Annotated in this window: 1 protein-coding gene; it reads right to left on the bottom strand. The window is 70.5% G+C overall.

What is annotated here, in order from left to right; translation table 11 throughout:
• Positions 1-92 precede the first annotated feature (92 nt).
• Complete coding sequence (locus ACIOGX_RS33875; RefSeq protein WP_401918503.1) at positions 93-14495, bottom strand: amino acid adenylation domain-containing protein; 14403 nt, start codon at positions 14493-14495, stop codon at positions 93-95.
• Positions 14496-14721 lie beyond the last annotated feature (226 nt).

Here is a 14721-nt window from a genome sequence, read left to right as displayed (position 1 = left end):
GCCGCAAGGTCGTACGGGTGCACGAGGTCGTACGGCGGGGTACCGCCTGCGCCGGGGGCCGGCTCCGGCCGCGGGCCGCGCTCCGGCGCGCGCTATTCCAGTTCCGCCAGCACCTGGGACTCGACCGCCGACGCCAGATCCGCGACCGTCGGGTTGTCGAAGAGCGTGCGGGCCGGCAGATCGACGGCGAACACCTCGCGGACCCGGGAGATCACCTGAATGCTCAGGATCGAATCGCCGCCCAGATCGAAGAAGTTGTCCAGGACACCGACGCGCTCCAGGCCCAGCACCTCGGCCCAGATGCCGGCCACCAGCTCCTCGCCGGGGTCGCGCGGGGCGAGGCCCTCGGTGCCCTCCCCCGCCATCTCCTCGGGCGAGGGCAGCGCCCGCCGGTCGACCTTGCCGTTCGGGGTGAGCGGGAAGACGTCCAGGACGAGTACGGCGGCGGGGACCATGTAGGCGGGAAGCGAGCGGCCGATGAAGCTCTTCACCTCGTCCGGCTCGGGCGCCGGGGCACCGGACTCGGGCACCACGTAGGCCACCAGCCGTTTGCTGCCCGGGATGTCCTCGCGCGCCAGCACCAGCGCCCGCGCGACACCGGGATACCCGGCGGCGGCCGACTCGATCTCGCCGAGTTCGATGCGCTGTCCGCGGATCTTGACCTGGAAATCGGTGCGGGAGACGAAATCGAGGTTGCCGTCGGGCAGCCAGCGCACCAGGTCTCCGGAGCGGTACATCCGGGAGCCGGGAGGACCGAACGGGTCGGCGACGAAGCGCTCGGCGGTGATCCGGGGCCGGTTCACATAGCCACGCGCCATCCCGTCGCCGGACAGATACAGCTCCCCGGCCACCCCCGGCGGCACCGGTCGCAGCGCGGCGTCCAGTACGTACACACCGGTGCCGGCGATGGGGGTGCCGATCGGCATCGGGCCGGTGCCCGTGTAGTTGTCGTTGACGACGAACAGCGAGGTGAAGACGGTGCCCTCGGTCGGCCCGTAGCCGTTGATCATGCGGACACCGGGCAGCTGCCCGACCACCTTGACGCAGTGTGCCGGCGAGAGGGTGTCACCGCCCGACATGATCAGCCGCAGCCCGGAGAAGACCCGCACATCGCTGTCCACGATCTCGTGGAACAGTCCGGCGGTGATCCAGATCGCGGTGACACCGCGGGAGTGCAGGAACGCACCGGTCTCGGCCGCGGACATCACGCGGGTGGGGCTGACGGCCAGCGCGGCGCCGTTGAGCAGCGCGCTCCAGATCTCCAGGGTGCCGGCATCGAAGGAGACGGTGGCCAGCTGGCCGACCACATCGCGTTCGGTCATCGCCAGCTTGGGGTCGCGGGCGACGCGCAGCACACCGCGGTGCGGGAGTACGGCGCCCTTGGGCCGGCCGGTGGAGCCGGAGGTGTAGATGACGTGGGCGAGGTTGTCGGGCCGTACGGTCACCTCCGGCGCGTGGCCCGGCCGGGCCGCGACGGCGGCGTGCTCGGTGGCGTCGTCCAGGAGAAGCAGTCCGGCGTCGGTGGGCGGGAGGGCCCCGGCGCAGGCGCTGTCGGTGACCACGAGCCCGGCTCCGGAGTCGGTGACCATGAAGGCGAGACGGTCGGCCGGGTACTCCGGGTCCAGTGGTACGTACGCCCCGCCGGCCTTGAGCACGGCCAGCAGCGCGACGAACAGTTCGGTGCGGCGCCCGAGGCAGACGCCGACCCGGGAGTCGGGCCGTACCCCTCGCTCGACGAGGTGATGGGCGAGGCGGTTGGCGCGGGCGTCCAGTTCGGCGTAGGAGACCCGCTCGTCACCGACGATCAGGGCGGTGTTGCCGGGGACCCGCGCCACCTGTTCGGCGAAGATCTCGATGAGGGTGTGCCCGCTGTCGCCGGGGGCGCCTCGGCCCCAGGTCCGCAGGATCTCGTTCCGCCGGCCGGGGGTGACGAGGCCGAGGTCGGCGATCTTCTCGTCCGTGACGTCGACCAGGCTCCTGGCATGCAGGGTGAGCTGGTCGCGCAGCCCCTCGACGGTGGTCCGGTCGAAGACGTCGGGGTCGAAGAGCAGGATCAGTACGAGGCGCTTGCCGGTGAACGCGGCCAGGTTCAGCGGGTAGTTGGTCGCCTCGACCGAGCCGACCTCGCTGACGCTCAGACCGTGCCGGTCGGCCGCGTCGGTGTCGACGGGATAGTTCTCGAAGATGACCAGGCTGTCGAAGAGCGGTTGGTTCATGGGGAGTTCGCTGAGTGCCTGGACGCGGTTGAGGGGAAGGTGGTCGTGGCGGCGGGCCTCGACCTGCTCGCTCTGCAACCCCTGCAACCACTCCACCACCGGACGGCCCGGATCCAGCCGCACCCGCACCGGAAGAGAGTTGATGAACAACCCCACCATGTCCTCGGCACCATCGAGATCAGTGGGCCGGCCCGAGGTCGTCGCGCCGAACACCACATCACCCTGACCACTGCGCCCCGAAAGCAACAGCGCCCACAAACCCTGCACCACGGCATTGACGGTCAGCCGATGCCGCCGCGCAAACGAAAAGAGCTGACCGGACAGTTCCTCCGACAACTCCACCTCCACCCGCTCCGAAGAACGAGCCTGACCGGCATGAACCGCCGGCCTGTCATACGGCAACGCCACCGGCGCATCAAAACCCGCCAGACCAACGCGCCAGAACTCCTCCGCCACCCCCACATCACGCCCCGCCATCCACCCCGCCTGAACACCCAGCCCACGACCACCCACCACCACCGGCAACACCAACCCATCCCGCCGCGCCGCATAGTCGTCGAGGACGAGGGAGAGCACCCGCGCGACGCTCCAGCCGTCGAGCAGGATGTGGTGGAAGGTGAACAGGACGCGGACACGGCCCTCGCCGAGCCGGGCCAGGGTCAGCCGCGCCAGCGGCACCCGGCGCAGATCCAGACCCCGCTTGTGGTCGGCGGCCAGCAGGGCTTCCCAGCGGGCGTCCTGCTCCGTCAGGAGGCTGTCGCGCCAGTCCAGGATCTCGACCGGCAGACGTACGTCCCGGTGCACCACTTGGACCGGTTCGGGCACGCCTTCCCATACGAGTCCGATCCGCAGCGCCTGGATCTCGTCGACCATGCGCTGCCAGGACGCGGCGAACCGGTCGACGTCCGGCACCCCGTCGACCACGTACATCAGCTGCTCGAAGTAGGCCGGCCTGTCCGCCTCGGCGAGGGCGTGGAAGAGCATCCCGGACTGCAACGGCATCAACGGCAGGACGTCCTCGACACCACGCCCGTCACCGACCGCCGCGTCCAGACCCGCCTGATCCAGCGGCGACAGCGGAAAGTCCGACGGCGTGACACCACCCACACCCGGCAGCTCACAATGCGCGAGGAAACCCTCCAGCTCCCCCACGAACGCCGACGCCAGCCCCTCCATCACCGCATCGGAGAACACACCGGCCGACCAGACGAAGTCGACCAGCAGGCGGCCGTCCGCGACCCGGGATGTCACATCGAGGGCGTGGTCACGACCGGCGAGCAGGCCGGCGTCGTCCTGGATGAACCCGACCTCCCGGAGCGGCCCTTGTGGAGCGGAGCCCGAGCCCGTCGCACCGCTTGTGACGGTGTCGAACTGGCCGAGGTAGTTGAAGCTGACCTGCGGGTGGATCTCGGGGACGGAGTGGCGCAGATGGCGCAGCGCGCCGTAGCCCAGACCACGGCCGGGCACCGAACGCAGCCGCTCCTTGGCGGACTTGACGAGTACGGCCCAGTCGGGCCCGGTCGCGTCGCCGCCGGCGCGGGGTCCCGGCTCCGTACCGGACGTCAGCTCCAGGGGGAAGACGGTGGTGAACCAGCCCACGGTCCGGGACAGGTCGAGGTCCGGGAAGATCTCTTCCCTGCCGTGCCCCTCGACGTCCACGAGCACGCGGTCCTGGCCGGTCCAGCGGCCGAGGACGCGGGCGAGTACGGCGAGGAGCACCTCGTTGACCCGCGTGCGGTACACCGAGGGCACCTTGTGCAGGAGTCTGCGGGTGGCGTCGGGCGACAGCTCGGCCGAGGCGGTGGCGGGCGCCGTGGGCTCGGCCGGGTCGGCCGCCTGCGTGGCCGCGGCCGGCTCGGCCGTGGGCGTCGTGTCCGGCAGTTCGGTCGGTACGTCGTGGCCGATCCCGCTCCAGTACTCCAGCTCCGCGTCGAAACCACCCGCCTCCACATGCGACCGCAACCGCGAAGCCCACTCCTGGAACGACGCCGAACGCGGCCCCAGATCCACCACCGACCCCGACACCAACTGCCCATACGCCAGCGCCAGATCCTCCAGCAACACCCGCCACGACACCCCGTCGACCACGGCGTGGTGGACCAGCAGTACCAGCCGGTCGCCGTCCTCCCCGAGCCCAAAGGTCAGCGCGCGGAGCAGCGGTCCCTCGGTGAGGTCCAGCGCGTCACGGGCGATGTCCGTGAGCCGGTCCATCTCGGACTGCCGCTCGCCGGACGGGAGATGCGTGAGGTCGGTGTGTTCCGTGTACGGGTGGGTACTGTCCGCCGCGTCGGCGACGTACTGCGTCCATACGCCGGCCTCGTCGCGTACGAAGCGCAGCCGCAGCGCGTCATGGTGAGCCACCAGGGCGGCCACCGCTCCAGCAAGCGCGTCGAGGTCCGTACCGGCGGCGAGTGTGGCGGCCATCGACATGTCGAACCGGTGCGAGGGGCCGGCCGGGCTCCCGAAGAACCACTCCTGGATGGGCGTGAGACGTACCGGGCCCTCGACGGGTGCGAGCGGCTGGGGTCCGGCCGCGTCGGGCGTCCGGTCCGCCGCGGCGACCCGGGTCAGGTGCTCGGCCAGGGCCCGTACCGACTGGCGGTCGAACACGTCCTTGGGTGAGATACGCAGCCCGGCCGCGCGGGCCTGGGAGACGACCTGGATGCTGAGGATCGAGTCCCCGCCAAGATCGAAGAAGTTGTCGTCCACGCCGACCCGCTCCACACCCAGCACCCGCGCCCAGATCCCGGACAGAGTCTCCTCCGTCATGGAACGCGGAGCCACATACCCGGTGTCCTCGACACCGGACGACTCCACACCGGCCAGCGCCTTGCGGTCGACCTTGCCGTTCGGCATCAACGGCAACGCGTCCAACATCACCACCGCGGACGGCACCATGTACTCCGGCAGCACACCAGTCAGGAACTCTCGCAGACCGGCCGTCGTGGGGACTGCTCCGGCACCCGGGACCACGTACGCGACCAGCCGCTTCGCGCTCCCGGCGTCCCGCACGGGCGGGGCGAGCACAACAGCCTGCGCGATGTCGGGGTGGCCGGCGAGTGCGGACTCCACCTCACCCAGCTCGATACGGAAACCCCGCACCTTCACCTGATCATCCGACCGGCCCACGAACTCCAGCACACCCTCCGCCGACCACCGCACCACATCCCCGGTCCGATACATCCGCGCACCCGGCACACCAAACGCATCCGCCACAAACCGCTCCGCCGTCAAACCACGCAAACCCACATACCCCTGAGCCACACCCCCACCACCGATAAACAACTCCCCCGCCACACCCACCGGAACCGGACGCAACCACCCATCCAGCACATACACCCGGGCATTCGCCACCGGCCGCCCGATCGGCGGACTGCTCTCGGCAGCCACGGGCAGGGCATCGCTGAGTGTCACCGCGACACTGGCCTCGGTCGGACCGTACGCATTGACCATCCGCCGGCCCGGCGCCCAACGCGCCACCAGATCAGCACTCACCGCCTCCGCACCCACCATCAACGACCGCAGATCCGGCAACTCCGCCGCAGGAAGCGTCGAGAGGAGAGCGGGAACGAGAAACGCGTGGTTCACCCGATGCCGCTCCAGCAGCCCCACCAGGTCCTCCGCCGACACCACACCGGCGGGTGACATGACCAGCGCACCACCCAGGCCCAACCCGGCCAGCACCTCAAGAATCGACGCGTCGAAACTCGGCGAGGCCGTCTGCAACAAACGATCACCCGGCCGCACCCCGAACCCCTCGGCCAACCCCGCCACAAACGCACTCAACCCACCACTCGGAACCTCCACACCCTTCGGCACCCCCGTCGAACCCGACGTATAAATCACATACGCCGGCTGCCGCAGATCCACCGACACCTCAGGAAGAACCGACGACAACCCCGCCAACTCGCCGTCCAAGGAATCGACTTCCAGAACGCGGACTCCGCCGTCCGCGGGCGTGGCAGGGCCGAGGGACGACTCGGCGAGCACCAGTACCGCGCCGGAGTCCGCCAGCATGTGCGCGAACCGCTCGGCGGGGAACTTCGGGTCCAGCGGTACGTAGACGCCGCCCGCGTGCAGGACGGCCTGCATGGCGACGAGCCACCCCACACCGCGCTCCATCGCCACCGCGACCCGCTGTCCGGGCCGCACCCCTTGAGCGATCAGGAAGTGCGCCAGCCGCGCCGCCCGCCCATGCAGCTCCGCATACGTCAGCGTCACCTCGTCAGTGACCACCGCGGGCAGATCAGGAGTCCGGTCCAGCTGAGCACGGAAGATCCCCGCCAGCGTCAGCCGCTCCGACCGCTCCTCACCCCGCCCCCACTCCTCCAGCAGCAGGTGCCGCTGCTCGCCGCCGAGAAGGTCCAGCTGGGCGAGCGTGCGCCCGGCGGGGGCATCGGCGACGGTGCCCGTATGCCGGACGAGGTCACCGCGCAGGCTCTCGATGGTGGCGCGGTCGAACACGTCCGGGTCGTACGCGAGGGTGAACGTCAGTCGGTCGCCGCTGTAGACGATGAGGTTGAGGGGGTAGTTGGTGGCCTGGTCGACCACGATCTCGCTGATCTCCAGGCCGTGCCCGGCTGCGCCCTCGGTGTCGACGGGGGCGTTCTCGAAGACCACAAGGCTGTCGAACAGCGGCTGGTTGGGGCCGAGTTCGCTGAGTGCCTGGACGCGGTTGAGGGGAAGGTGGTCGTGGCGGCGGGCCTCGACCTGCTCGCTCTGCAACCCCTGCAACCACTCCACCACCGGACGGCCCGGATCCAGCCGCACCCGCACCGGAAGAGAGTTGATGAACAACCCCACCATGTCCTCGGCACCATCGAGATCAGTGGGCCGGCCCGAGGTCGTCGCGCCGAACACCACATCACCCTGACCACTGCGCCCCGAAAGCAACAGCGCCCACAAACCCTGCACCACGGCATTGACGGTCAGCCGATGCCGCCGCGCAAACGAAAAGAGCCGACCGGACAGTTCCTCCGACAACTCCACCTCCACCCGCTCCGAAGAACGAGCCTGACCGGCATGAACCGCCGGCCTGTCATACGGCAACGCCACCGGCGCATCAAAACCCGCCAGACCAACGCGCCAGAACTCCTCCGCCACCCCCACATCACGCCCCGCCATCCACCCCGCCTGAACACCCAGCCCACGACCACCCACCACCACCGGCAACACCAACCCATCCCGCCGCGCCGCATAGTCGTCCAGCACGAGAGACACCACCCGCGCCAGACTCCAGCCGTCCAGCAGGATGTGATGGAAGGTGAACAGCACGCGGACACGATCGTCCGTGAGCCGGGCCAGGGTCAGCCGGGCGAGGGGGACGGAGCCCAGGTCCAGACCGCGCTGCCGGTCGGCGGCGACACGGTCCGTCCAGAGTGCGGCGTGCTCGGGCGCCGAGGCGGCGCGCCAGTCCAGGGTGTCGACGGGCAGCGTGACCGACTCGCGCACCACCTGCACCGGCCGGCTCACGCCTTCCCACACGAGCCCGATGCGCAGCGCCTGTATCTCGTCGACCATGCGCTGCCAGGACGCGGCGAACCGGTCGACGTCGGACACACCGTCGACGGCGAACATCAACTGCTCGAAGTACGCGCTGGAGCCGTCCTGGGCGAGGGCGTGGAAGAGCATCCCGGACTGCAACGGCATCAACGGCAGGACGTCCTCGACCCCACGCCCGGCACCGACCGCCGCGTCCAGACCCGCCTGATCCAGCGGCGACAGCGGAAAGTCCGACGGCGTGACACCACCCGCACCCGGCAGCTCACAATGCGCGAGGAAACCCTCCAACTCCTCCACGAACGCCGACGCCAGCCCCTCCATCACCGCATCGGAGAACACACCGGCCGACCCGACCAGGTTGACGACCAAGCGCCCGCCGACCACACGGGCCGCCACATCCAGCGCGTGGGCCCGGGGACCGAGCGGGCCGTGCTGTCGCCCGTCGGGTCCCGGCTCTGTCACGTGGTAGAGCGGATTCTCGGCGGGCGGAACGTCGACATCGGTCCCGGTCCACGTCCCGGTCCCGGTCCCGGTCCCGTCTAGGCAGCTGTAGCCGACCTGCGGACGGACCGTACTGCCCAGGTCACCCGCCGCCGAGTCGGGATCCCCGAGGTAACGCAACGCGCCGTACCCATGACCATGGCCGGGTACCCCACGCAGCCGCTCCTTCGCGGACTTGACGAGTACGTCCCAGTCGGCCGGGTCCGCACCCGCGTCCCCGCCCTCAGCCGCGCCGGAGGCTCCGGAATCCAGCTCCAGCGGGAAGACCGTACTGAACCAGCCCACCGTCCGCGACACATCGACGCCCCGGAACACGTCCTCCCGGCCGGCTCGCTCGACGTCCACAACAATCCGGTCCTGGCGGGCCCACCGGCCCAGGACGCGGGCGAGCACCGCGAGCAGCACCTCGTCCGGCCCGGTCCGGTAGACCGATGTGGCGCGGTGGCAGAGCTTCCGCGTCGACTCGGCCGACAGTTCCACCGACGTGACCAGGCCCTCGTGCGAGGCGTCGGGCGCGGGAGTGCCCTGGCCGGGCAGTTCGGTCGGTACGCCCTGGCCGACCCCGCTCCAGTACTCCAGCTCCGCGTCGAAACCACCCGCCTCCACATGCGACCGCAACCGCGAAGCCCACTCCTGGAACGACGCCGAACGCGGCCCCAGATCCACCACCGACCCCGACACCAACTGCCCATACGCCAGCGCCAGATCCTCCAGCAACACCCGCCACGACACCCCGTCCGCGACCAGATGGTGGGCGACCACCGCCAACTGATCGTCCTGCTCACCGCGTTCGAAGAGCGCGAAGCGGATCAGCGGTCCTTCCGCCAGATCAAAGCCGGTCCGCAGGGCCTCGACGGCATCCTCCATGGTGGCCCGCGCGGCCGGTGCCGAGAGCGCCGAGAGGTCGTGGCGGTCGAGGGTGACGGACCGGTCCTCGGCGAGATTGCGCTGCCGCCAGCCCGCGCCGGTCCGCTCGTAGCGCAGTCGCAGGGCGTCGTGATGGGCCACCAGCGCGGTCACCGCACCGGCCAGCGCCGCCGGGTCGGTGCCCGGACGCAGCCCGAGCCGTACGGCGGTGCTGAGCAGCCGCGGGTCCTTGCGGTGGGTACGGAAGAACCAGCGCTGAACAGGGGTGAGTACCACAGGGCCCTCCACGGGCGGTCGGTCCCGGCCGGCGGATTCGTCCGCGTCGGCGCTGGTGAGCGCGGCAGCCAGGGCCGCGATGGTCTGCCGTACGAACAGGTCCTGCACGGCGAGCGCGATGCCCGCGGCGCGGGCCTGGGAGACGACCTGGATGCTGAGGATCGAGTCCCCGCCCAGATCGAAGAAGTTGTCCTCCACGCCGACCCGCTCAAGGCCGAGCACCCGCGCCCAGATCCCGGACAGCGCCTCCTCCGTCACGGAACGCGGAGCCACATACCCGGCCTCCCCGACCCCGGACGGCTCAGGGCTGGGCAGCGCCTTGCGGTCGACCTTGCCGTTCGGCATCAACGGCAACGCGTCCAACGTCACCACCGCGGACGGCACCATGTACTCCGGCAGCACACCGGCCAGGAACTCCCGCAGACCGGCCGCCGTCGGCGCCGCACCGGGTACGGGAACGACGTACGCGACCAGCCGCTTCGCACTCCCGGCGCCCCGCACCGCCAGCACTGCCGCTTGTGCGATGTCGGGGTGGCCGGCGAGTGCGGACTCCACCTCACCCAGCTCGATACGGAAACCCCGCACCTTCACCTGATCATCCGACCGGCCCACGAACTCCAGCACACCCTCCGCCGACCACCGCACCACATCCCCGGTCCGATACATCCGCGCACCCGGCCCACCAAACGGATCCGCCACAAACCGCTCCGCCGTCAAACCCCGCAAACCCACATACCCCTGAGCCACACCCCCACCACCAATAAACAACTCCCCCGCCACACCCACCGGAACCGGACGCAACCACCCATCCAGCACATACACCCGGGCATTCGCCACCGGCCGCCCGATCGGCGGACTGCTCTCAGCAGCCACGGGCAGGGCATCGCTGAGTGTCACGGCGACACTGGCCTCGGTCGGACCGTACGCATTGACCATCCGCCGACCCGGCGACCAACGCGCCACCAGATCAGCACTCACCGCCTCCGCACCCACCATCAACGACCGCAGATCCGGCAACTCCGCCGCAGGAAGCGTCGAGAGGAGAGCGGGGACGAGAAACGCGTGGTTCACCCGATGCCGCTCCAGCAGCCCCACCAGGTCCTCCGCCGACACCACACCGGCGGGTGACATGACCAGCGCACCGCCCAGGCCCAATCCCGCCAGCACCTCAAGAATCGACGCGTCGAAACTCGGCGACGCCGTCTGCAACAAACGATCACCCGGCCGCACCCCAAAGCCCTCGGCCAACCCCGCCACAAACGCACTCAACCCACCACTCGGAACCTCCACCCCCTTCGGCACACCCGTCGAACCCGACGTATAAATCACATACGCTGGCTGCCGCAGATCCACCGACACCTCAGGAAGAACCGACGGCAACCCCGCCAACTCGCCGTCCAGAGAGTCGACATGAACAACCTTGACCTGATCGTCGGCGGGCAGCTCCGCACGCGTGGACGACTCGGCGAGCACCAGAACGGAACCGGAGTCCGCCAGCATGTGCGCGAACCGGTCCGCGGGGAACTTCGGGTCCAGGGGCACATACACACCGCCCGCGTGCACCACACCCAGCAGCGCGACAAGCCACCCCACACCGCGCTCCATCGCCACCGCGACCCGCTGTCCGGGCCGCACCCCTTGAGCGATCAGGAAGTGCGCCAGCCGCGCCGCCCGCCCATGCAGCTCCGCATACGTCAGCGTCACCTCGTCAGTGACCACCGCGGGCAGATCAGGAGTCCGGTCCAGCTGAGCACGGAAGATACCCGCCAGCGTCAGCCGCTCCGGCCGCTCCTCACCCCGGCCCCACTCCTCCAGCAGCCTTCTGGTCTCCTCGGGATCCAGCGTGCCCGCCTCGGCCATGGGCCGGTCCGGGGCGGCGGTCAGCTCGCCCAGCAGCGTGCCGAGGGTATGGGTGAGACGGTCCATGGTGCTGGAATCGAAGAGATCGGTGCTGTACTCGACCGACCCGGTGAGCCCGCCCTCCGCGTTGTGCCAGAACTCCAGCGTCACATCGAACAGCGCGGCCTCACGCGGAAGGTCGGTGTCCGACGCCTCGATGCCCGGCAGTTCGGGAACTCCGGCCGGGGCGTTCTGGAGGACGAGCATGACCTGGATGAGCGGGGGCCTGCTCGGGTCTCGTTCGGGGAGTACGGCGTCCACGACCCGGTCGAACGGCACCAGCGCGTGGTCAAGCGCCTGCCGCACGCTCTCCCGGGCACGGTCGGTGAACTGCGCGAAGGTCAGCGACTCGTCCACCTCGGCGCGCAGCACCAGTGTGTCGACGAAGAAGCCCACGAGGTCGGCGAGTTCGGCGCGGTCCCGGCCCGATCCCGCTGTGCCGAGCACGATGTCGCGCTGGCCCGACCAGCGGGCGAGCAGCAGCTGAGTGGCGGCGGCGAGTGGCGCGAAGAGCGTGGTGCCCCGCGCCCGACCGACGGCGGTGAGTCCCCGGACGGTCTCGGGCGGCACCTCGAACAGCCGTCGCGCGCCGGCCGAGGTGCGGAGGGCGGGGCGCGGTCGGTCGGTGGGCAGCTCCAGCGGCGTCACACCGGCCAGCTCGCGCTTCCAGTGGGCGAGCTGCTCGTCCACCACCGGTTCGTCGAGCCGGTGGCGCTGCCAGGCGGCGAAGTCGGCGTACTGGACGGCGAGTTCAGGCAGTCCGGCGGCGGCGAGCACAGCATCGGCATCCGCACCGCCACCCGTGCCCGTGCCCGTGCCCGCACCCGCACCCGCACCCGCACCCGCACCCGCACCCGCACCACCGGACCGCACCGCGAGAGCCGCCGCGTACAGCGCGCCCAGCTCCCGTGCGATCACCTCCATCGACCAGGCGTCGGCGGCGATATGGTGCGCGGTGAGCACGAGCACGTGATCGTCGGGTGCCGTGCGCAACAGCAGCGCGCGCAGTACCGGGCCGGAGCCGAGGTCGAAGGGCGCGGACACCTCGGCGCGCAGTACCTCGCCGAGCCGTCCCTCGTGATCGCCGCCGGACGGATCCCGGCCTGACAGATCCCCGCCTGACAGATCAGCGACCGGCAGCGGCACCGGCGCCGGCTCTCCGATGATCTGGAGCACCTGTCCGTCGGCCTCGGCGTATGTGGTGCGCAACGGCTCGTGCCGGGCGACGAGCGCGGTCAGCGCGGTGGCGAGCGCGTCGATGCGCAGTTCCCCGGAGAGCCGCAGCCCTGTGGCGCAGTTGTACGCCGCTCCGCCCGGCTCGTACGCGTCCAGGAACCACAGCCGCTGTTGCGCGGACGAGGCCACCAGAGCCCCGCTCCGGTCGGCGGGGGCGAGCGGAACCACGGTCCCCGTCTCCCGGCCGCCGCCGCTCTCACTCAGCCCGGCGGCGTACCCGGCGTACGCGGCGATGGTCGGGTGGTCGAAGAGCGCGGTGGACGCGGGGGTGAGCCCGAGCCTCCGCTCGACCTGGAAAGCCATCCGCAGACCGGAGATGGAGTCGCCGCCGATGGCGAAGAAGTCCTCCGTCACACCGATCCGGGAGCGGCCGAGCACCTCTTCCCAGATCCCGGCGAGTTCCGATTCCAGTGCGGTGCGCGGTGCCGCGTACGGGACGGACTCGCGCCCGCCCATGTCACCGGCGAGGTCCGTGGGGGCGGGCAGCGCCCTGCGGTCGACCTTGCCGTTGGGTGTCAGTGGCAGTCGCTCCATGGCGATGTAGGCAGTCGGCACCATATGGACGGGCAGCCGGCCCGAGGCGTGCCGGCGCAGCTCGGCTGCTCCGGGGCGCCCATTGGGGCCCACCGGCACGTAGTGGGCGACGAGTTGGTCCGTACCGGCGTTCTCCACCAGCGTGACCACCGACTGGAGGACCGCCTCGTGCCCGGTGAGCACGGCCTCGATCTCGCCCAGTTCCACGCGCAGACCACGGATCTTGACCTGGCCGTCGGCGCGGCCGATGAACTCGTGCTCGCCTCCCGGAAGCAGTCTGACCAGGTCGCCGGTGCGGTACATCCGGGACCCCGGGGGGCCGTACGGGTCGGCGACGAACCGTTCGGCGGTCAGCCCCGGACGGTTGACGTACCCCCGGGCCAGGCCGTCGCCCGCGATGCACAGCTCGCCGGTCCCGCCTTCGGGCACCGGTCGCAGCTTCTCGTCCAGGACCATGACCCGGGCGCCGTCGATGGCCCGGCCGATTCCGGGCGAGACGGTGAGGCCGGCGGGCAGCGGCCCGTTGAGGGTGACGGTGACGGTCGCCTCGGTCGGTCCGTACATATTGATCATCCGTCGGCCGGTGGCCCAGCGGGCGACCAGTTCCGGCGGGCAGTTCTCACCGCCGGTGGCCAGCGCGCGCAGGTGTGGCAGCTCGATCGGCGGTGCCACCGTGGCCAGTACGGACGGCGGCATCATGGTGTGGGTGACGGCGGCGTCGGCGAGCAGGGCTCCGAGCGCTTCACCGACGGCCTGGGTGGGGCTCTCGGGCAGGATCAGCGTGGCGCCCGCGTACCAGGTCTGCACCAGGTCGGCGATGGAGACGTCGAAGTTGGGCGAGGCGAACTGGAGTACCCGGCTGTCCTCGTCGATGGCCAGCGCCGCCACATGGGCGAGGGCGAGGTTCCCGAGTCCGCGATGGGTGACAGCCACGCCCTTGGGCGTGCCGCTGGAACCCGAGGTGAACAGAATGTACGCGGTGTTGTCGAGGTGTGTGGTGATGTCCGGCGCGGTGTCGGAGTCTTCCGGAATCACCCCCGCCAGGCTCTCCAGGGACAAGGTGTCGGGTGCGTTGTCCGGCCGCGCCCCCGGCCCGTCGTCGCTGATCACCAGCTCGATCCCGGCGTCCTCGACCATGAACGACAGCCGCTCGGCGGGGTAGTTGGGGTCGAGTGGTACGTAGGCCCCGCCCGCCTTGAGGACGGCGAGCAGCGAGACGATCAGCTCGGGGCCGCGCCGCAGGCAGACACCGACCCGGGTCTCGGAGCGCACGCCCCGGGCGGCGAGCCGGTGCGCGAGCCGGTTGGCGCGCCGTTCGACCTCGGCGTAGCTGAGCCGGACGGTGCCCCACTCGACGGCGGTGTGTTCGGGTCGGCGCGCCGCCCGGCTCTCGAACAGCCCGTGCAGGGTGACCTCACCGGCTGTCCGACGGCCGTGCGTAAGGGAGTTGCTGTCTGAGTTCATGTCGAGACCCCATGGAACGCCGAGAGGGAGGGTGGCCTGTGCCGTGTGCGGGACGCCGGTCCGAGGGAATCGGGCACTGATCGCACCCACGCCATCACTATGAGTGACAATGGCGTGCGTGCGTGACCGCCAGACGCGTTCCTGTCCCGCGCGTCCGCCCTACAACACCGCTTGTTCTCTGGCTGATTGATCCCGCCGTGGCCGCCCGCTCAGCGCGGCCGGGCAC

The sequence above is a fragment of the Streptomyces sp. NPDC088147 genome, assembly GCF_044741565.1.
Taxonomy (GTDB): Bacteria; Actinomycetota; Actinomycetes; order Streptomycetales; family Streptomycetaceae; genus Streptomyces.
This window is presented reverse-complemented; position numbering and strand designations above follow the sequence as displayed.